Source organism: Thermopolyspora sp. NPDC052614, from assembly GCF_040678635.1.
Classification (GTDB): Bacteria; Actinomycetota; Actinomycetes; order Streptosporangiales; family Streptosporangiaceae; genus Thermopolyspora.
The window spans coordinates 312,474-332,204 of sequence record NZ_JBFATZ010000002.1; the positions used below are offsets into that span (position 1 = coordinate 312,474).

Here is a 19,731-nt window from a genome sequence, read left to right on the forward strand (position 1 = left end):
CCGCGTCGCCGGTGAGCGGGGCGCCACCGTGTGGAGGGCGCCGGTCAGGACCTTTTGGCCGCGCGACGGCCGACGGCGGAGGACTTCTCGGCGGCGGCGCTGCGGCGGGCGACGTTCTCGACGGCGACGCTGGCGTTCCGGGCCGTGTGCTCGAGGTGGTCGTGGTAGCGGGCGAGAGCGCGGTCGATGTCCCTGGCCAGGACGGCTTCGAGGATTCCGGCGTGCTCGGTTTCCACCTCGACCCCGCGGATGTGCCGCTCGGCGGGCGTGGTGGCGTCGACCGGGCCGGACGACCAGCGCCGGTACAGCTCGGACGCGGCGAACAGCTCCTCGCACAGTGCGAGGAGACGGTCGTTGCCGCAGGCGGCGAAGAGGGACATGTGGTAGTCGCGGTGCGCGATCGCCCACGAGTCGGGGGAGGCGTGGGCGGGACCGGCCGCCTTGAGGCGGTGGTGGGCGGCGAGGATGCCGCCCTCCCAGGCGGCGTCGCCGCGTTCCATGGACAGGCGCAGGGCCGCGCCCTCGTTGATCTGCCGCAGCTCGACCAGGTCGCGGATCTGCTTGACGCTGATCGTGACGACGCGGTGCCCGCGGTTGGGCTCGACGACGGTGAGCCGCTGCTCGGAGAGCCGGGTGAGGGCCTCGCGGATCACCCCGGCGCTCACGCCGTACTCGGCGGACAGCCGGGCGGGCTGCAGGCGCTCGCCGGGCAGGAAGCGGCCGTCGAGGATGTCCGACCTGAGCTGCTCGTAGACGTCGACGCCCAGCGTCTCCGCCCCGTTGATCCGCACCATGGAATAATGATAGCAACGCTGATTTTTGAAAATCTCTTGAAGACTTAAGACTGATGTGGTCTAGTGAAACCCGTCTGAACCACTCACGTCAGCCCCGGGCGTGGCCTGTCCGGCCCGGGGGCGCTAAGGAGCATCGTGAAGATCGCCGGCTATGAACGCGGTGGCCGCCCCTCCTACGGCTTCGTCGTGGGCGACCGGATCATCGACCACACCGACGTCCCCGGCGTGACCGCGGCAAGCGTCCGGGAGCTGATCGCCGCCAGGCTGCCCGACGCCGCCGCCCTGCAGGGCATCGACGCCACGATCGGGCTGGACGAGGTCACGCTGCTGCCGCCGGTGCAGCCGGCCAAGCTGCTGTGCGCGGGCGTCAACTTCCCCACGCACCGCAAGGAGGTGAGCCTGTCGGCGTCCCGCCCCGAGCACCCGACCATCTTCTCCCGCTACATCGACAGCACCGTGGGCCACGACGTGCCCATCGTCAAGGGACCGGCGATCGAGGAGTTCGACTACGAGGGCGAGCTGGCCGTCATCATCGGCAAGCGGGCCTGGAACGTTTCCGAGAGCGAGGCCGCCGAGTACGTCTTCGGCTACTCCTGCTTCAACGACGCCACCGCCCGCGAGTGGCAGCGGCACAGCGGCCAGTGGATCCCCGGCAAGAACTTCTACCGCTCCGGCTCCTTCGGCCCCTACATCGTCACCGCCGACGAGGTGGCCGACCTCGGCAACTCCACGCTGGTCACCCGGGTCAACGGCGAGGTGCGCCAGTCGGCCCCCATCAAGGACATGCTCTTCTCGGTCGCCGAGCTGATCGCGTACGTGACGACCTTCACCCCGCTTGAGCCCGGCGACGTGATCGCGGCCGGCACCCCGGGTGGCGTCGGCAGGTTCATGGACCCGCCCGCCCTGCTGAACGTGGGCGACGTGGTCGAGGTCGAGATCGACGGCGTCGGTCTGCTGCGCAACACCGTCGCCGCACAGGCCTGACCACGGGCGGCGGACGCGCTTTGATCGACAAAATACGAGGGTCCGCCCTCGAACTGATGGAAATGATCCCCTCGGGATCGTCGATCGCGATCGGCGGCTTCGGCGTCACCGGCGTACCCATGGATTTGTGCAACGCCCTGTGCGAGCTGGACCGCCGCGACCTGCACATCGTGGCCAACAACGCCGGCATCGACCCGCAGGGCGTCGGGCGGCTCGCCCAGGAGGGGCGGATCCGGAAGTTCACCGGCTCCTTCCCGTCGAACAAGGAGTTCCACCGGCGGCTCGTCGCCGGGGAGATCGAGGTGGAGCTCGTCCCGCAGGGCACGCTCGCCGAGCGGCTGCGGGCGGCCGGGGCCGGCATTCCCGCCTTCTACACCCCGACCTCGGCGGGCACCGACCTCGCCCTCGGGGCCTATCCCGCGCGGTACGACGAGTCCGGGCGGCCGCTTGCGTACATGCCGCCGAAGGACGTGCGGGTGTTCGACGGGCGGCCGGCCGTGCTGGAGTACGCGCTGCACGTGGACTTCGCCCTGGTGAAGGCCGACCGGGCGGACCGGCTCGGCAACGTCGCCTTCCGCCTGTCCGCGCGCAACTTCAACCCGGTGGCCGCGATGGCGGCGGCGACGACGTTCGTGGAGAGCCGGCACCTGGTCGAGGTCGGCGAGCTGGCCCCCGACGACATCCACCTGCCGGGCATCTACGTCGACTACGTCGTACAGTCGCAGGAAGGAGCCGGTCGATGAGCAACGCCGCAGCCGAAGTGACCGCCGCGCCCCCGTCGGCGAACGGGTCGGCCGACCGCCTCGACACCCCCGACGGGGGCTGGAGGCGCGAGGAGATCGCGGCGCGGGCCGCCAAGGACATTCCCGACGGCTCGTACGTGAACCTGGGCATGGGCATCCCGCAGCTCGTCGCCGACCACCTCGACCCCGCCCGCGAGATCTTCCTGCACTCGGAGAACGGCATCCTCGGCATGGGCGGCGCGCCGGAGGACGAGATCGACCCGGACCTGACCGACGCGGGCAAGCGCCCGGTCACGATCGTCCCCGGCGGGTCCATCTTCGACTCGTCGGACTCCTTCGCCATGATCCGCGGCGGGCACCTCGACCTGGCGGTGCTCGGCGCGATGGAGGTCTCGGCCGACGGGGACATCGCCAACTGGACCGCGCCGGGCCGTACGCCCGGGGTCGGCGGGGCGATGGACCTGGTGCTCGGGGCCAGGAGCGTGTGGGTGCTGATGGCGCACTGCGACCGCACGGGCAACCCCAAGCTCGTGCCCGCCTGCACGCTGCCGCTCACCGGCCCCCGCGTGGTGCGGCGCGTCGTCACCAACCTCGGCGTGTTCGTGCCGGGCGAGGGCGGGTTCACCGCGCTGGAGCTGGCCCCCGGCATCTCCCGGGAGACCGTGATCCGCAACACCGGCGCGCCGGTGCGCTTCGCCGACGACTGAGGCGCACAACTGAGGCGCGCAACTGAGGCGCACAACTGAGGCGCACGGTCCGCTTCGTACCAACGAGTGAGGAGTCACATGGGCAGGGTCATGGCCCGGATCGCCGGCGCCTTCGAACACCCGCGACGCAACATCCCGGATCGGTCGCTCGAGTCCGTCTACCTGGAGATCGCCGCCGGCGCGCTCGCCGACGCCGGGCTCGCGCCCTCCGACGTGGACGCGCTGATCACCTCGGTCGTCCCGGGCGGGCCGCTGTCGCTCGCCGAACTGCTCGGGCTGGGCAACCTGCGGCACATCGACGGCACCGACCTCGGCGGGGCCACCTACGTGTCGTCGCTCGGCGCGGCGGCGCGGGCCATCCAGGCGGGCAGGTGCAAGGTCGCGCTGATCATCCACGCGGGGCTGCCCCGGCAGGGGATCGGCGTGCGCGGCGCGCCGCCGTCGCCGACGCTGCCGTTCGAGGCCGCGCACGGCTCGACGCTGATCGCACAGTACGCGCTGGTGGCGCGGCGGCACATGTACGAGTACGGCACGCGGCGCGAGGACCTGGCGCAGATCAAGGTGGCCGCCGCCTACCACGCGTCCTTCAACCCCCACGCCCTGCTGCGCGACCGGGTGACGGTCGAGGAGGTCATCGACTCGCCGCCGATCGCCGAGCCGCTGCACCGGCTGGACTGCTGCGTCACCACCGACGGCGGCGGCGCGATCGTCGTGGTCTCCGAGGAGATCGCCGCGAGCCTCGGCAAGCCGTGCCCGGGGATCCTCGCGCAGGCCGAGACCGTGCGGCACTGGAACAACGGCAACCTCGACCTCACGGTCACCGGGGCGTCCCGGTCGGGGCCGCAGGCGTTCGAGCAGGCGGGGCTGACCCCGGCGGACATCGACTACGTGTCGATCTACGACTCGTTCACGATCACGGTGCTGACCGCGCTTGAGGACCTCGGGTTCTGCGCCAAGGGCGAGGGCGCCAAGTTCGTGCAGGACGGGGCGTTGCAGGCGCCGCACGGGCGGCTGCCGTTCAACACCGACGGCGGCGGGCTCGCCAACAACCATCCGGATCGGCGTGGCGGCATGATCCGGTCCATCGAGGCGGTACGGCAGCTGCGGGGCGAGGCCCATCCGGAGCTGCAGGTGCCCGACTGCGAGTTCGCGCTCGTACACGGGTCGGGCTTCTCGCTGGGGAGCCGGGCCTCGGCGTCGACGGCGATTCTGTGCCGGGGGGATGTGAAGTGAGCAGGTTGCCGAAGGTCGCGGTGGACGTGACGCCGGAGTCGCGGGCGTTCTGGGAGGGGCTGTCGCGGGGCGAACTCGTGACGACCTGGTGTGACGCGTGCGACGGGCACGTCTGGCCGCCGCGCGACCGGTGCCCGGTGTGCATGTCGGCGGAGGTGGGCACGAAGACGCTCTCGGGCGAGGGGACGCTGTACTCGTTCTCGATCGTGCATCGCGGGGATCCGGCGTTCGCGGACGCCGTGCCGTACGTGCTGGCGTACGTCAGCCTCGACGGCGGCCCGACGATCATGGCGAACGTGGACGGCGTGCCCTTCGACCGGCTGGAGGTCGGCATGCGGCTGCGGCTGCGTGCCGCAGAGCCAGCGGGGGACGGTCCCGTCGGCGGCGCCGTATTCGAGCCGGTTTCGGGGCCGGTTGACGCGCTGGGGGAGGGCTCCGGCGTCTGACGGCCCGAGCTGAGGCGACCGAGCGGGGAGTGGATCGCCTGCCCGATCGCTTATCCGAAGACCGAGGCCGCGGCCCGGATCAGCCGAGCCGTCCGCGAGCCGGTGTCGGGGCCTGACGGCCCAAACCGAGGCGACCGAGCGGGGAGTGGATCGCCTGCCCGATCGCTTGTCCGAAGACGAGGCCGAGGCCCGGATCAGCCACGCCGTCCGGGAACCGGTCAGCCCTCCCCTGCGCGTCACCCACCTATTCGAGCACAGGACCCGATCACGCCTGCGGGCGGCCCGCGGTGGCTTCTCCGGCTGTGCCCCTGGGCCGCCCGCACCCCCGCGTACGGTCATTCGCGGGCGAGTCCGTGCAGGAGGAGCCGCAGCAGGCGGTCGGCGATCTCGTCGGTGGGGACCTCGCCCCGGTCGTCGATCCACAGGTAGCTGCTGTTGAACAGGCCCATGATGCCGCGCCGCAGGATCGGGTCCACGGGTTCGAGCACGCCCTGGTCGGCGCCCTCGTCGAACAGGCGCTGCCAGATGGCCTCGTACTCGTCGCGCAGGTCAGCCACCTCCTGGCGGCGCGGCGGGTCCAGCGCGCGCCAGTCGCGCTGGACGACGGTCCAGGCCGCGCGTCTCGTGGCGAGGTCGCGGAGCAGGTCGCGGGCGAGCAGGCGCATGCGGTCGACGACGGGGGCGTCCTGCGCGGCCAGGCGCCGGGCGCGCTCGTTGACCTCGTCGAGCAGGCCCGCGGCGATGGAGTGGAGCAGGTCCTGCTTGCTCTTCATGTGGTAGTAGAGCGCGCCCCGGGCGAGGCCGGAGGCGTCGGAGAGCTCCTGTACGCCGGTGGCGTCGAAGCCGCGCTCGGCGAACAACTCGGCGGAGACGCGCAGCAGGCGTTGCGGCGTGGTCTCCGCCGGGCCGTTCGCCTCGCCGTCCGGGTTGAGCGGGGGACGGCCGCGCCGGCGGGGGCGCGGCGAGGCGACGCCCGCCAGGTGGGCCTCTCGCGGCTCGGCGCTCATGAGCCGGCGGACTCCGCGGCCGGTCGGCCACGCTCGGGGCCGGCGAGGGAGCGGCCGATGATCTCCTTCATGATCTCGGTGGTGCCTCCGTAGATGGTCTGCACGCGGGAGTCGATGAAGGCCCGCGCGATCGGGTACTCCATCATGTAGCCGTAGCCGCCGAAGAGCTGCAAGCAGGAGTCGATGACCTTCTTCTGCGTCTCGGTGGCCCACCACTTGGCCTTGGCCGCGTCAACCACGTCGAGCTCGCCCGCGTTGTAGCGGTGGACGAGCTTCTCCAGGTGGCTGCGGGTCACCTCCACCTCGGTGACCAGCTCGGCGAGGCGGAACCGGGTGGCCTGGAAGTCCAGGATCGGCTTGCCGAACGCGGTGCGCTCCCGCGTGTAGGCGAGCGTCCACTCCAGCGCCGCCTCGGCCATGGCCAGGCCGTACCAGGCGATGGAGAGCCGCTCCGACGGCAGGTTGCTCACCAGGTGGCGCATGCCCGCGCCCTCGGTGCCGAGCAGGTTTTCGGCGGGCACCCGCACGTCGTCGAAGAACAACTCGGCGGTGTCCTGCGCGTGCTGGCCGATCTTGTCCAGCTTGCGCCCCCGGGTGAACCCCGGCGTCCCGCTCTCCACCACGAACAGGCTCAGCCCGGCCGGCGCGCCGTCCACCTGCGTCTGCGCGGCCACGATCACCAGATCCGCCTGGATGCCGTTGGTGATGAAGGTCTTGGCCCCGTTGATGACCCACTCGTCGCCGTCCCGGGTCGCCGTCGCCCGCATGCCGCGCAGGTCGCTGCCCGCCCCCGGCTCGGTCATCGCGATCGCCGCGATCGTCTCGCCGGTGCAGAACCCCGGCAGCCACCGCCGCTTCTGCTCCTCGGTGCCGAGCCGCAGCAGGTACGGCAGCACGATGTCGTCGTTGAGCGCGAACCCCAGCGCCGGCGACGTCGCCCCGACCTTCGCCATCTCCTCGGAGATCACGCACCGCACCCGGTAGTCGTCGAGCCCGGCCCCTCCGTACTCCTCCGGGATTCGGGCCCCGAGCAGCCCCTGCCTGCCCGCCGCGAGCCACGCCTCCCGATCGACCAGCCGCTGCCGCTCCCACCGCGCTAGGTTCGGCGTCACCTCGCGCTCCACGTAGGTGCGCACCACCTTGCGCAGTTCCTCGTGATCGTCCGTATAGAAGGACTCGCTCATCCCACACCTTCTTCGCGCCATCGCACGGCATCGCCAGAAATGTACCGTTCGGTCGGTACATTAACCGTCGTGTGCCGTACGTCAAGGAGTGGTCTCGCGCGAAAGCGCGCCCTGCGAGATCACGCCGGGTCGTTCGGTCGGCCGAAGTGGTCGTGTCCGCGACCTGCTGGGCGGCGGTGCCCGCCTGCCTCGGCGAGCGGAGAGGACCAGGGGAGTCCGTTCGACGCGGCGGCGCCGTACGGAAATCGTCAGTGCTCTCCCGTACGCTGTCCCGGCATGGAAGCCCCCAAGAATCCGGGTCGGTCGGGCCCGCCGGATGAGGACATCCTGATCATCCCCAACGAGTGGCGGCGGCGGATGCATCCGCGGCGCGGTGGCCTGCCCGTGAGCGTGAGACACGAGCGCGGGTTCGGCGTGGACGCGCTCCCCGCGACCCTCCGGGCCCAGATCGAGGACGTGCTCAAGGGGCCGGTGTCCGATCCGGAGCTCGCCCGGCTCGGGCTGGCGCGGTTGCGCGGCGAGGCGAGCCCGCTGGGCGCGGCGGTGGTCGCGATGGCCGCGTTCGCGTGTGATGGCGGGCGCGAGGCCGCGGAGGGGATGGTGCGCGGCTGGCCGGCCCTGGATGGCCTCGCCTTCGCCGCCTGCGCGTTCGCCGAGCTCGCGGCCATCACCATCCGCTTCGACCTTCCTTCGCCGGACGCCCCGCGCCTGCAGCACGGTGTCGTGTACGCGGCGCCTGACGAGTCGTACAACCAGCTCTGGTGGGCGGAGAACCTGGCACGCTCGCTTCGGGCGCTGCTGGCGGAGGGGGCGGAGCGGGACTACCAGGAGGCGGTGGAGCGCCTGGCGGAGCATCGGCGTACCTCCCTGCAGCGGCTCGTCGTCTCCTACCTGGTGCCGACCCGCCTGGACTGGGTGGACGAGTGCTGCGCCAACCTCGACGCCTACTTGTCGACGATGCTGTTCTGCGCGTTGGGTTCGGCCCGGCACCTCGAGCTGCTCGGCGGACGGCTGATCCCCCAGTGGTCGGACTGCACGCCGGAGGCTCTGGCCACCCTGCTGGAGGGGGTCGGCGTGGCGGCCGTACCGCTGCTGGCCACGGCCCTGGAGCAGGCCCACATCGGGAGCGAGGACCGCCGGAACCTGCTCAACGCGCTCGCCGTGATGCCATCCGACGACGCGTTCCGGATCCTGCTGGATCAGATCGGCGAGCGCTTCGCCCAGCCGCCGCTGCTGGCCGCGACCCGGCGCTTCCCGATGCGCGCGTTGCGGCTCCTCGCCCAAGCCGCCGACGCGGGGTCCAAAGACGCGGGGTCCAAAAAGTACGCGCTGGTGACAGAGCTGCTAGGGGCCCATGTACGCACCCATCCGGAGCTGACCGAGGCCGCACTGCCCACCCTGCCGGACGCGGCCCGCGCGGCCATCGAGTCGATTCGCGCGGCGAACGCCGCCCGGCTCCCGGACGCGCCCGCCGAGACGCTGCGGCCCGACCCGCTGGAGAACCTCCCGGCGAAGAAGCCGGTGATCGGCTCGTGGGTCGATCCGGTGCTGCTCCCGCAGGTGGCGCTGCGCGACCGCGCGCACGCCCTGCCGGTCGCGGCGGCCGGTCACCTGCTCACCATGCTCGCCCTGTCGAAACCGGGCCAGGTCCATCCGGGCGTCGACGCGGTGCGGGAGTTGTGCGACCCGGGCTCGCTGGCCGAGTTCTCCTGGGCGGTGTTCGAGGCGTGGCGGGCGTACGGCACACCGGCGAAGGACGTCTGGGCGCTGCGCCAGCTCGGCCTGTTCGGCGACGACGACACCGTGCGGCGGCTCGCGCCGGTGATCCGGGCCTGGCCGGGGCAGGACGGGCACGCCAGGGCGGTCATCGGCCTGGACGTGCTCGCCGCCATCGGCACCGACGTGGCGCTCATGCACCTGTACGGCCTCGCGCAGAAGGCGCCGTACAAGGGGCTGAGGGCGCGCGCCCAGCAGAAGGTCGAGCAGGTGGCGCGCAAGCTGGGACTGACCCCCGAGCAGTTCGCCGACCGGCTGGTGCCCGACTTCGGGCTGGACGCGGGCGGCGGCATGGTCCTCGACTACGGGCCGCGCCGTTTCGTGGTCGGCTTCGACGAGCAGCTCAAGCCGTACGTGGCTGACGAGGACGGCAAACGGCGGGCGAGCCTGCCGAAACCGGGGGCGAAGGACGATCCGGAGCCGGCGGCGGAGGCGTACAAGCGCTTCGCCGCGTTGAAGAAAGACGTGCGCGCCGCCGCGGCCGACCAGATCCGGCGGCTGGAGTCCGCCATGCTGGAGCAGCGCCGGTGGACCGTGCCCGAGTTCGAGACCTACCTTGCCGGTCATCCTCTGCTCCGGCACATCACCCGCAGGCTGGTGTCTCGGGCTTGAGTTCGGCACGGGCGTAGATGCATCGCCGTGCGCCGCCCGGCTCCGGTGGTGGCGTCGAGAGTGTCGGAGGGCTGTGGGAGGCTGGTCGGGTGACGTTGGAGGACCTTGTACGGCTGCGCCGAGCACGTGACGTGATGGATCGCGACTACGCGAAGCCGCTCGACGTGCCGGCGCTGGCGCGGGTGGCCCTCATGTCGCCCGGGCATTTCTCGCGCAGCTTCCGGGCGGCGTTCGGGGAGACGCCGCACAGCTATCTGATGACACGCCGGATCGAGCGGGCCAAGGCGCTGCTGCGGCGGGGCGACCTGTCGGTGACGGAGGTCTGCTTCGAGGTCGGCTGTACGTCGCTGGGATCGTTCAGTTCGCGCTTCACCGAGCTGGTCGGGGAGAGCCCGAGCGCGTACCGGGCACGCAGCCACGACGAGGGCGCGGCCATCCCGCCCTGCTTCGCCAAGATCTATACGCGACCGGTCAGGAATGGAGAAGCGAATCCCGCGCGCCCGCCCGTAGCGTGACATGCATGGACATCAAGCTCTCAACGTGCTTCATCGCCGTCGACGACCATGACAAGGCGATTCCGTTCTACCGGGACGTGCTCGGGTTGGAGGTGCGCAACGACGTCGGATTCGAGGGCATGCGCTGGGTGACCGTCGGCGCGCCGTCGCAGCCCGATGTGGACATCGTCCTCGAACCGCCACTCGCGGACCCGAACGCCTCGCCCGCCGACCGGGAGGCGATGGCGGAACTGCTGGCGAAGGGCCTGCTGCGCGCGGTCATCTTCCAGACCGACGACTGCGACGCCACCTTCGAGCGCATCAGCGCGGCAGGCGCCGAGGTGCTGCAGGAGCCCATGGATCAGCCGTACGGCGTCCGCGACTGCGCCTTCCGCGACCCCGCCGGCAACATGCTGCGGTTCAACCAGCCGCGTAAGCAGTAACCGTACGCTCGATCGCGGCCTGCTACGGAGGACGCCGGACGAACCTGGTTCGGCGTCGCCGCAGATCCCGATGATCGAGGGGCTGCGGTCGCGCAGGAGGAGCCGAGCCGTTGGGAGAAAACGACCAAAGTGTCGTTGATCTCCCCTACGGTGTGGCGGCATGGATTCCCTGACGGGTTCGGGCGCGGCTGACATGCCCGACGAGGACACCCTGATCATTCCGGACGCGTGGCGGAGGCGCCTGCATCCGCGTCGCGGCGGGGTGCCCGCATCGGCGGGGCGATCGCCGAACGGGGGCTGGCCCACCTGCGGGGAGAGGCGAATCCGCTGGGGGCGGCGGTGGTGGCGAAGATCGCCGGGGCCCCCTATCACCGGCATGAGGCCGGGGAGCGGATGGTGAGCGGCTGGGCCGCCGAGCACGGGCTCGGCTTCGCCGTGTGCGCGTACGCGGAGTTGGCCGCGATCGGGTTGGCCATGGGGGACCGGGGGAGGCTGGCCGGGGTCGTCCAGGCCTCGGCGTCCACCTACTACGTGCCCTGGTGGATGCGCGAGGAGACGGCGCGGCCGTTCCGGGTCGGGGTGGCCACGGCCGGTGAGGGGGAGTACCAGGAGATCGTGGAGCGGCTGGCGGGCTGCCGCCGTACGCCGGAGCAGCGGATGGTCGTCTCCTACCTGGTGCCGGGCCGGCTGGACTGGGTGGAGGAGTGCTGCGCGGATCCCGTCGAGCGCGGGCTCGACTGGATGTTGTGGTGCGCGCTCGGCTCCGCGCGTCACGTGGAACTGCTGGACGGGCGGTTGACGCTGGGGGCGGGCACCTGCTCGCCGGGCGTCCTGGCCACGCTGGCCGAAGGGGTCGGGGCGGCGGCCGTACCCGAGCTGGTCAGGGCCCTGGGGCAGGGGCGCGTCGGGGGCGACGCGCGGCGGGCGGTGCTCGACGTGCTCGCGGAGCTGCCAGGCGACGAGGCGTTCCGGGTCCTGCTGGACCGGGTGGCCGAGCGGTTCGTCCAGCCCGCCCTGCAGCGGGCGATGCGGCGTTTCCCGGTGCGGGCGCTGCGGCTGGTCGCGCCGGTGGCCGGGGGGACGTCGAGGAACGCCGGGGTGGTGGGCGGGCTGGGGCTGACCCCCGAGCAGTTGGCCGACCGGCTGGTGCCCGATTTCGGGCTGGACGCCGGGGGCGGCATGGTCCTGGACTACGGGCCGCGCCGGTTCGTGGTGGGATTCGACGAGCAGCTCAAGCCGTACGTCGCCGACGAGGACGGCAAACGGCGGGCAAGTCTGCCCGAGCCGGGCGTCAAAGACGATCCGGAGCTCGCGCCGGAGGCGTACAAGCGGTTCGCCACGTTGAAGAAGGATGTGCGGACCGCGGCGGCCGACCAGATCCGGCGGCTGGAGGCGGCGATGGTGTCCGGGCGGCGGTGGAGCACGTCCGAGTTCGCGGAGTTTTTCGTCGCTCATCCGCTGTTGTGGCACATCACCCGCCGGCTGGTGTGGACGGCCGAGCATGACGGCGTTTCCACCGCGTTTCGGGTGGCCGAGGATCGTACGTACGCGGATGTCGAGGACGATGTGCTGACGCTGCCGGAGTCGGCGCGTATCGGCATCGCCCATCCGGTAACGCTGGGGGAGAGGCTGGCGGCTTGGTCGCGGTTGTTCGCCGACTACGAGATCATGCAGCCGTTCCCGCAGCTCGGGCGGGCCGTACACGCACTTGACGAAAAGGAGCGGGCAAGCGGCCGCCTGGAGCGGTTCGAAGGGCTCAAGGTGCCCGTGGGCCGGGTCCTCGGGCTGGAGCGACGCGGCTGGGAGCGGGGGACACCACAGGACGCGGGCGTGCAGGGATGGATCTCCCGCCAGGTCGCGGCCGACCGCCACGTGGTGATCGACCTGGACCCGGGCATCGCGATCGGGGCAGTCGACCTGAAGCCCGAGCAGACGCTCATGTACGTCCGGCTCGGCGACCGCCCCGCCGACTACTGGCCCAGCCACGGCACCGACCGCACCTTCGGGGAACTGGACCCGGTGATCGCCTCGGAGGTCCTCGCGGACCTGACCGAACTGACCGCCTCCAACAGCTAAATCACAGCAAGCGCGTAACTGTGAGCACCTTGCGCCCGGGCTACCCAGACCCGTGACCGCCTGCAGTTGACCGACGATGGCTTGACGGCATGGCGTCCTCCGGCGGCCCGGAGAGGAAAGATGCCTGAGGCTCGTTCTGGCCTCATCTGATGCCCATTCGGACGATGGTATTACCTCATAAGCGGTATCTGGCACATGAAGAGCCCCAACCTAGACCGCGGCATGACGGTTCACGGAGTGAATGGTCATGGCGGTGATATGGGTGCTTTTGATTGAGTGTGAGAATGGCAACTGAGTGGTATGTCGGAATCGTCGCCAAAGTAAGGTGGTGATTTTTATTCTTCGGGTGGCGAAGAGGGTATGTTGATTACTATGGTCGCCGAGCGGGGGTGATGGAAGGTGGAAAGGAACGGCGGCAACGGGGAATCGGGGAGGGAAAATCGTGAACGAGGTACCTTCGCTGGACCCAGGTTCGCCTCGGGTGCGCTTCGGTGCGGAGATGCGTCGGCTGCGGGAAGCCGCAGAGCTGTCGCAGGCGGCCATTGCCGCCCGGCTTGGCTGTACCCAGACACAGGTGAGTCGGCTGGAGAAAGCCACCCGCACTCCGTCACGCTCCGACGCCGAGAAGCTGGATCAGTTCTTCGGCACAGACAACCGTGTCTCCTTCGTTCGCCTGCATCAACGGATCATTGCCCGGCCAGGCAACCCGAAGTGGTTCCAGAGCTGGGTTGACGAGGTTGAGCCAACTGCCCTGGTCCTACGTTCGTGGGATCCTCTGCTCTTCCCCGGGCTTCTGCAGACCGAGGCGTACGCCCGGCATATCTTCCGAGCTGAGCCCGGGATCAGTGACCCCGAGGTAGAAGAGTGCGTCGAAGCCCGCATGCGGCGGCAGCGGATCCTCGACCGGGACAATCCGCCCCTGGTTTACGTGATGTTCGACGCGAACGTGCTGCGTCGCTGTGTCGGCGGACCGGAGGTGATGCGCGAGCAGCTCAGCCATCTTCAAGAAGCTGCGGCACGCCCTGCCATCTCGCTGCAGCTCGTCGACCCGGAATGTCTCACCGGCATGGTGGGATCGATCTACATCGCCGAACTCCCCGACGGGCAGCCGGATGTGGTGCATTCCGACTCTCCGACTCTCGGGCAAACCACTATGGACTACGACATCGTAGGTTCCGTTTGGCGCCGCTATGAGACGATACGTCTTTGGGCTTATCCTGAACGCGTATCCCTCAAAATGATCGAGGAAGCGAGACGCGAATGGACCTAGATGCCGCAGTCTGGCGGAAATCATCGCGCTCTTCGGGTAACGGCGGCATGTGTGTGGAGGTCGCCGCCAACCTACCCGGGGTCGTTGCCCTCCGTGACAGCAAAAACCCCGATGGCCCCAAACTCCTCATCACTCTCGGCGAGTGGCGGGCGTTCGTCAGCGGTCTGAAGGCCGGTTGTTTCGACTCCCTGCCCTGACCTCCACCGTGTCGGCTGCGACAGGCATATGCCACGGCTTGAGTTGATCGAGCCGTGGCATATGTGTTTGCCTCCTCCAGCTTAGGCGGGCCAGAGGCGACGCGAGAGCTTCGGTCATCTGCTGGAGGTCGCCGCACGTCCCACGATCTCCGTGCAGGCCGTCGATCCGGAATGCCTGGCCAGCCCAAGCGTAGATCACGCCGTGACCTTGACATCGTGACCGCCATCTGGAAGCGCTATGAGGCGCTCAGACTGTGGGCTTATCCTGAACACGTATGCCTCCAAATGATTGAGGAAGCGAGACGCGAATGGACCTAGATGCCGCCGTATGGCGGAAATCATCGCGCTCTTCAGGTAATGGTGGTCAGTGCGTCGAGGTCGCCCACCTGCCCGGGGTCGTTGCCCTCCGAGACAGCAAAAACCCCGATGGCCCCAAACTCCTCATCACTCCCGGCGAGTGGCGGGCGTTCGTCAGCGGTCTGAAGGCCGGTTGTTTCGACTCCCTGTCCTGACCTCCACTGTAGGGCCGAAGCGTTCTCATCCGGTGAAACCGAGTAGGGAAGGCCGTGGCCGGGATGGCGCGGTAGTGGCCGATGGCGGCGGAGATGTTGTCCCAGCCGATCAGGCGGGATAGTCCGATCGCGAGGTTGTGGGAGGTCGCATGGCCCGGGCCCCTGGCCAGGGCTCACGCAGGTGCTCTGACGGGAGCCACAGCCAGTCCAGGTCTCTCCTGGCGCTGACCCGCTTGTTGAGATAGGCGGCGGCCGGTCCGGTCGGCATGTCAGTGTGGAAACTCCAGAACCGGCCGTCGAGCTGGTCCACCCAGAAGCCTCCCTCGGCGATCTCGAGCCTGAACAGATAGGCGTCGTTCGTCGGAACGAGCCGGTCTCCTTCCGCCAGGGACTCCAGAAGCGCCAAGGGATCGGCCTGGGGATGCGCCTCAAGGACGAACGTCTTCGTGGGCGAGCTTGGGCTCATAGAGAGTTGCTCGGCCATCTGCGCGCGACTGCTCATGACATCTCCTCGGGCTGCTCGCTGTTGCCGTCGCCAGATCCCTCGTCCGCTTTGTCCAGCTCCTCTAAAAGGTCGGTCCGGCCGGTCATCCTAGATTTTGGTAGCGGTTCCCGCTTTGGCAGCAGATGGATTTACGACATGGACTACTCTTTTATGGTCGTCGACGGTACCGATAACTGGAACTCTGGCCGTGACCTTCAGGCATTCTATGCGTGTACCGGGTAGTCAATACCAGTAAGTTCTGGGCCATGATTTACTGATGTGCGAAGGCCGTCCGGGTTTACGCGCCCGGACGGCTCCTACTACGAGAGGCCGACATGCCGGATGCCGAATACCTTTACCGCTTGGTCTGCGGCCACTTTTTCGACTTGGAGTGGAATGACTCGTCCTTCCACGCCCTGTGGTGCCGTGGCCTCGGCGAAGAGGCGGTCGCACGGCGGCTTGGGGCGCGGATGGACAGCGCGGTCGAACAGACCCTTGAGCAGTGGCTGCGTAGTCCCAATGTCGGGCTTCTCGAACAGCGTATGTGGATCGGCACCGTGGATGACTGGGTCTGGGTCCTGCCCGCCGGATGGCGTCTTCTGGATGACGAGATCCTCGCCGGGCTGTCTCGTGACGACGGACAGGTGCTGGACATCATCTGGGACATCAGCGGCAACTACCTACTTACCTACGCGACTGACGGCCGGATCCTGACCCGCTTCGACCCCTGTTTCCCCAGGGAGCGCGAGGGCGTTGATCCTCACGCTCTCGATCACCTGATGGCAGGACTGCGGTTCGAACTGGCCGACCCTGATGATCGGCCTCCCGGCGGTGAGGTCACCGTCGAAGAAAGTTTGAGTTCCGCCTTCGTCCTAGCTGGTCGCCTGGTCGGACGCCAAATCGACGATGAGTGGTTCAGTGGGATCCACACCTGCTACCACTTCAAGGCCTGATCGACCCGATAGGAGTGTTCGCAGGCTGAGTTGCGCTTAACCGAAGTGCCTTCCAGTCGCCGGTCCGGTGTCTTGTTCGCGAGGGTCGCATAAGACCCAAGATGGCCTTATCTACACATTCAGGCGAATATCGACTCCCCGGGTCTCGGCTGGGAGATTGCTGGTGTTGTCAGGGAACGCCTCAGTGTGTCGTTGATCTCCCCTACGGTGTGGCGGTATGGATCTCGCGACTGCGGGCACGCCTGCGCTGCCCGATGAGGACACCCTGGTCATGCCCGATCACTGGCACAGGCAGGTGCATGTGCGGCGTGGCGGGCGCTCTGGCGCCGGGCAGGCGCAGGATCCCGCGTACGGTGGTGCGGAGTTCTCCGCGGAGTTGCGCGAGACGGTCGAGCGCGTCCTCGGCAGCCCGGTCACCGACCCGAGCCTAGGTGAGTGTGGGCGGGCGCAGTTGCGTGGTGAGGCGAGTCCGCTGGGTGCGGCGGTGGTCGCGCTGGCCGGTCGGGCGGTGGACGGGATGTGGCCCGGCTGGGTTGCCGAGCATGGTCTTGCCTTCGCGGCGGGTGCGTTTGTCGAGCTTGTCGGCCTTGCCGCTGTGACGGACTACTCCCTGGACCAATCGATGAGGGACGGTGTCAGGTACGCGGAGCCGTTCGATCTGAAGCACGGGAGCCCTTCCTGGGACGTCGGCGTGCTGCGGTCGATGCGGGCGTTGATCGCGGCGGCCGACGAGCAGGCGTATCAGGAGGTTGTGGAGCGCCTGGCGGAGCATCGCGGCACGGCGGTGGGGCGGGTCGTGGTCTCTTATCTGGTGCCGGGCCGTACCGACTGGGTGGACGAGTGCTGCGCGGAGTACGCCTACCTTGGCCGTGTGTCGTCTCTGCTGATCTACGCCCTGGGAACGGCCCGGCACGTCGAGTTGCTCGACGGTCGGCTGACTCCGAGTACGCCGGAGGAGATCGCCACGCTGATGGACGGGCTGGGGGTGGCGGTGGCTCCGCTGCTGGCCGTCGGCCTTGCTGAATACCATTTGCACCCCGAGCGGCGACGGGGTCTGCTGGACGCGCTTGCCCTGGTGCCATCCGATGAGGCATTTCGGGTTCTGCTGGACCTTGCCGATGAGACCTTGGTGCGGGGTCCGCTGCTGACCGCGATGCGGCGCTTCCCGGAGCGTGGGCTGCGGTTGCTCGCCCAGGCGGCGGGTGGGTCGGAGGGAACCGGGGCCTCTGGCGCGTCTGGGGCAGAGAAGTCGAGGTGGGCGGCGCTTGTGGCCGAGTTGCTCGGCGCCCAGGTGCGTGCCCATCCGGAGCTCACCCGAGTCGTGCTGCCCGGTCTGCCGGAAGAGTCCCGTACGGCGATCGAGACGATTCAGCGGGCGGACGCCGCGCGGCTTCCGGACGCGTCGGTCGAGGCGCTGCCGCCGCTGCTGACCGCGCCGCCGTGGACCCGCCGCCGCAAGGTCGGCAAACCGGTCGTCATCGCCGGTTTGACGCCGCCGGCGGGGCAGGTGGTCCGGTGGGCGCCGGGCGAGCGGGAGCGGTGGGCGAAGGGCGCGTACCGGTACTCGGGCGGCAGGACCCAGGAGGACTGGGACAAGCTTCTCGAAGACGTGCAGGCGGGAGTGACTCTGTACGAGTCGCAGCGGCAGAGCCTCGTCATCGGCGGGCCTCTCGACCGGGTGCGTCCGCTGCTCGACGACTGGCAGCCGAGGGGGAGGAACTGGGCATACGACGGCGACTGGTTATGGCCCGTCGCCGCGCGGTTCGAACTGGAGGCGCTGCCGCTGGTGCTGCGCATGGCCAACCTCGTCATCGACGGCGGGTTGCTGGTCCCGTTTCTCGACGCCCGGGTGGCGGCGCTGATGGTCGAGCCGCTGATGCGGATGAAGCGGACGCGCAAACTCGTGCTCGCCTGGTTGGAACGGCATGGCGTGGAAACCGTGCCGTACCTGGTGCCGGCCGCGCTCGGCAAGCCCGGCGCGTCGCGGCGGGCCGCCACGCAAGCACTGCGGCTCGTCGCCGCCGACATCGGTCTGGCCGAGGTCGTGGAAGCCGCGCGTGTGCACGGCGACAAGGCCGCAGCGGCGATCGAGCCGATCCTGGCGATGGACCCAGTGGACGTGCTCCCGGCCAAGGTGCCCGACCCCGCGCCGTGGGCGGAACCGTGGATGCTGCCGCAGGTACGGCTGCGCGGCGACGGGTGCGCGCTGCCGACGGCGGCGGTCGGACACGTGCTCACGATGCTCACGATGTCGAAACCGGGTGAGGTGTACGCGGGGGTCGAGGTGGTGCGGGAGTTGTGCGATCCGGGCTCGCTGGCGGAGTTCTCCTGGGCGGTGTTCGAGGCGTGGCGGGCGGATGGGATGCCGCCGCAGGATGGCTGGGCGCTGCAGCAGCTTGGGTGGCTTGGCGACGACGAGACCGTACGGCGGCTGACGCCGGTCATCCATGCCTGGCCGGGGGAGAGCGGGCACAGCAAGGCGGTTGCCGGACTGGATGCGTTGGCCGCGATCGGCACGGATGTGGCGCTGATGCATCTGTACGGCATCGCCCAGAAGGCGCAGTTCAAGGGGCTGAAGACGCGGGCTCAGGAGAAGGTCGCCGAGGTGGCGGAGGGGCTGGGGCTCACCTCCGAGCAACTGGCCGACCGGCTGGTGCCCGATTTCGGGCTGGACGCCGGGGGCGGCATGGTTCTCGACTATGGGCCGCGCCGGTTCGTGGTGGGGTTCGACGAGCAGCTCACACCGTACGTGGCCGATGAAGACGGCAAGCGGCGGGCGAGTCTGCCCAAGCCGGGCGTCAAGGACGATCCGGAGCTCGCGCCGGAGGCGTACAAGCGGTTTGCCACATTGAAGAAGGATGTGCGGACTGCGGCGGCCGACCAGGTCCGGCGGCTGGAGGCGGCGATGGTTTCGGGGCGGCGGTGGAGCACGTCTGAGTTCGCGGAGTTTTTCGTCGCTCATCCGCTGTTGTGGCACATCACCCGCCGGCTGGTGTGGACGGCCGAGCATGACGGCGTTTCCACCGCGTTCCGGGTGGCCGAGGATCGTACGTATGCGGATGTCGAGGATGAAGTGCTGACGCTGCCGGAGTCGGCGCGGGTCGGCATCGCTCATCCGGTGACGCTGGGGGAGGCGCTAACCGGCTGGTCGCAGGTGTTCGCCGACTACGAGATCATGCAGCCGTTCCCGCAGCTCGGACGGGCCGTACACGTCCTCGCTGAGGAGGAGCGGGCAAGCGGTGCGCTGCGACGCTTCGAGAAGACCCGGGTAAGCCTGGGCGCGCTGCGGGGGCTCGTGCTGCGCGGCTGGGAGTGGGGCGAGCCGCGCGACGCCGGTCTGTGCTTCTCCATCGCCCGGGAGGTCGTGCCGGGTCGTTTTGTGGTGCTTGGCTGGGATCAGGGCATCCGGATCCACGACGAGGACGCGGACTCCGAGGCGACGATCACTTGTGTCTGGAACGGCGACCGCCCGGACGGCCACCGGCCGGACCGCGACACCCCGTGGACGTTCGGTGAACTGGATCCGGTGACCGCCTCGGAGCTTCTCATCGAACTGACCGAGGCGATCGCACCTGCCGACTGACCGCTGTCGGCCCGGTAGGGGCATCGGGAACCGAGGACGTCCATTGGGCAAATCTCTTCGCCGGGTGTCGGGAGGGTCGCTTCGGTACGAGTCGATGGCGCGACGCGGGCCGGTCGTGGGCCGCCGGGCAGGACGTACGGGCCACGCGGGCGTGTGGAAAGTCGTCGCGCTGAACTGCGCAAGTAACTCCAATAGTCAGAAAACAGCGAAATTGAAGTTGCTTCCCCCTAGAT

General features: G+C 69.4%; 18 protein-coding genes. 14 read left to right on the forward strand and 4 right to left on the reverse strand.

The genetic code is table 11. The annotated features are described in order from the left end of the window. Positions 1 to 44 precede the first annotated feature (44 nt). Positions 45 to 794, reverse strand: a complete 750-nt coding sequence (locus AB0K60_RS04885; protein ID WP_364048668.1) for a GntR family transcriptional regulator — start codon at positions 792 to 794, stop codon at positions 45 to 47. 135 nt (positions 795 to 929) lie between these two features. On the opposite strand from AB0K60_RS04885, the gene AB0K60_RS04890 reads away from it, so the two are divergent. The 5 genes from AB0K60_RS04890 to AB0K60_RS04910 all read left to right on the forward strand — a co-directional run bounded on the left by AB0K60_RS04890 (position 930) and on the right by AB0K60_RS04910 (position 4,907). Then, on the forward strand, positions 930 to 1,778 hold the full coding sequence (locus AB0K60_RS04890; RefSeq protein ID WP_364048670.1) for a fumarylacetoacetate hydrolase family protein: 849 nt from the start codon (positions 930 to 932) through the stop codon (positions 1,776 to 1,778). A 20-nt stretch (positions 1,779 to 1,798) separates the two neighbouring features. Further along, complete coding sequence (locus AB0K60_RS04895) at positions 1,799 to 2,521, forward strand: 3-oxoacid CoA-transferase subunit A (protein ID WP_364048672.1); 723 nt, start codon at positions 1,799 to 1,801, stop codon at positions 2,519 to 2,521. After that, complete coding sequence (locus AB0K60_RS04900) at positions 2,518 to 3,228, forward strand: 3-oxoacid CoA-transferase subunit B (RefSeq protein WP_364048674.1); 711 nt, start codon at positions 2,518 to 2,520, stop codon at positions 3,226 to 3,228. The genes AB0K60_RS04895 and AB0K60_RS04900 overlap by 4 nt, the downstream gene beginning before the upstream one ends. A 78-nt stretch (positions 3,229 to 3,306) precedes the next feature. Then, entirely contained in the window at positions 3,307 to 4,461 is a 1,155-nt protein-coding gene (locus tag AB0K60_RS04905; protein ID WP_364048676.1) for a thiolase domain-containing protein, read from the forward strand. Further along, positions 4,458 to 4,907 carry an OB-fold domain-containing protein gene (locus AB0K60_RS04910; RefSeq protein ID WP_364048678.1) on the forward strand — a complete coding sequence of 150 codons (450 nt, stop codon included), beginning with the start codon at positions 4,458 to 4,460 and terminating at the stop codon, positions 4,905 to 4,907. The genes AB0K60_RS04905 and AB0K60_RS04910 overlap by 4 nt, the downstream gene beginning before the upstream one ends. A 335-nt stretch (positions 4,908 to 5,242) precedes the next feature. Here AB0K60_RS04910 and AB0K60_RS04915 read toward each other — a convergent pair whose 3' ends face one another. Further along, the gene (locus tag AB0K60_RS04915; RefSeq protein ID WP_364048680.1) at positions 5,243 to 5,914 is read right to left on the reverse strand and encodes a TetR/AcrR family transcriptional regulator; all 672 of its coding nucleotides are present in this window, start codon (positions 5,912 to 5,914) and stop codon (positions 5,243 to 5,245) included. Further along, positions 5,911 to 7,098, reverse strand: coding sequence for an acyl-CoA dehydrogenase family protein (locus AB0K60_RS04920; RefSeq protein ID WP_364048682.1), 1,188 nt, complete (start codon positions 7,096 to 7,098; stop codon positions 5,911 to 5,913). The genes AB0K60_RS04915 and AB0K60_RS04920 overlap by 4 nt, the downstream gene beginning before the upstream one ends. A gap of 276 nt (positions 7,099 to 7,374) precedes the next feature. On the opposite strand from AB0K60_RS04920, the gene AB0K60_RS04925 reads away from it, so the two are divergent. The 7 genes from AB0K60_RS04925 to AB0K60_RS04955 all read left to right on the forward strand — a co-directional run bounded on the left by AB0K60_RS04925 (position 7,375) and on the right by AB0K60_RS04955 (position 14,478). Continuing rightward, positions 7,375 to 9,486 carry a DUF4132 domain-containing protein gene (locus AB0K60_RS04925; RefSeq protein WP_364048684.1) on the forward strand — a complete coding sequence of 704 codons (2,112 nt, stop codon included), beginning with the start codon at positions 7,375 to 7,377 and terminating at the stop codon, positions 9,484 to 9,486. Positions 9,487 to 9,620: 134 nt separating this feature from the next. After that, a complete protein-coding gene (locus tag AB0K60_RS04930) occupies positions 9,621 to 10,001 on the forward strand; it encodes a helix-turn-helix transcriptional regulator (RefSeq protein ID WP_364048686.1) in 381 nt (126 codons plus the stop codon). Between the two features lie 5 nt (positions 10,002 to 10,006). Beyond that, positions 10,007 to 10,423: a VOC family protein gene (locus tag AB0K60_RS04935; protein WP_364048687.1), complete on the forward strand. Its 417-nt coding sequence runs from the start codon at positions 10,007 to 10,009 to the stop codon at positions 10,421 to 10,423. A 228-nt stretch (positions 10,424 to 10,651) separates the two neighbouring features. After that, positions 10,652 to 12,499 carry a DUF4132 domain-containing protein gene (locus tag AB0K60_RS04940; RefSeq protein ID WP_364048689.1) on the forward strand — a complete coding sequence of 616 codons (1,848 nt, stop codon included), beginning with the start codon at positions 10,652 to 10,654 and terminating at the stop codon, positions 12,497 to 12,499. 442 nt (positions 12,500 to 12,941) lie between these two features. Continuing rightward, positions 12,942 to 13,769 (forward strand): helix-turn-helix transcriptional regulator, encoded by an 828-nt coding sequence (locus AB0K60_RS04945; protein WP_364048691.1) that lies wholly within the window; start codon positions 12,942 to 12,944, stop codon positions 13,767 to 13,769. Beyond that, the gene (locus tag AB0K60_RS04950) at positions 13,760 to 13,966 is read left to right on the forward strand and encodes a DUF397 domain-containing protein (RefSeq protein ID WP_364048693.1); all 207 of its coding nucleotides are present in this window, start codon (positions 13,760 to 13,762) and stop codon (positions 13,964 to 13,966) included. The genes AB0K60_RS04945 and AB0K60_RS04950 overlap by 10 nt, the downstream gene beginning before the upstream one ends. A 308-nt stretch (positions 13,967 to 14,274) precedes the next feature. Continuing rightward, the gene (locus tag AB0K60_RS04955) at positions 14,275 to 14,478 is read left to right on the forward strand and encodes a DUF397 domain-containing protein (RefSeq protein ID WP_364048695.1); all 204 of its coding nucleotides are present in this window, start codon (positions 14,275 to 14,277) and stop codon (positions 14,476 to 14,478) included. Positions 14,479 to 14,587: 109 nt separating this feature from the next. Here AB0K60_RS04955 and AB0K60_RS04960 read toward each other — a convergent pair whose 3' ends face one another. Continuing rightward, positions 14,588 to 14,980: a hypothetical protein gene (locus AB0K60_RS04960; protein WP_364048697.1), complete on the reverse strand. Its 393-nt coding sequence runs from the start codon at positions 14,978 to 14,980 to the stop codon at positions 14,588 to 14,590. Positions 14,981 to 15,297: 317 nt separating this feature from the next. Here AB0K60_RS04960 and AB0K60_RS04965 point away from each other — a divergent pair, with 317 nt between their 5' ends. Then, the gene (locus tag AB0K60_RS04965) at positions 15,298 to 15,915 is read left to right on the forward strand and encodes a DUF6461 domain-containing protein (protein ID WP_364048699.1); all 618 of its coding nucleotides are present in this window, start codon (positions 15,298 to 15,300) and stop codon (positions 15,913 to 15,915) included. Between the two features lie 217 nt (positions 15,916 to 16,132). Continuing rightward, positions 16,133 to 19,498 carry a DUF4132 domain-containing protein gene (locus tag AB0K60_RS04970; protein WP_364048701.1) on the forward strand — a complete coding sequence of 1,122 codons (3,366 nt, stop codon included), beginning with the start codon at positions 16,133 to 16,135 and terminating at the stop codon, positions 19,496 to 19,498. Positions 19,499 to 19,731 lie beyond the last annotated feature (233 nt).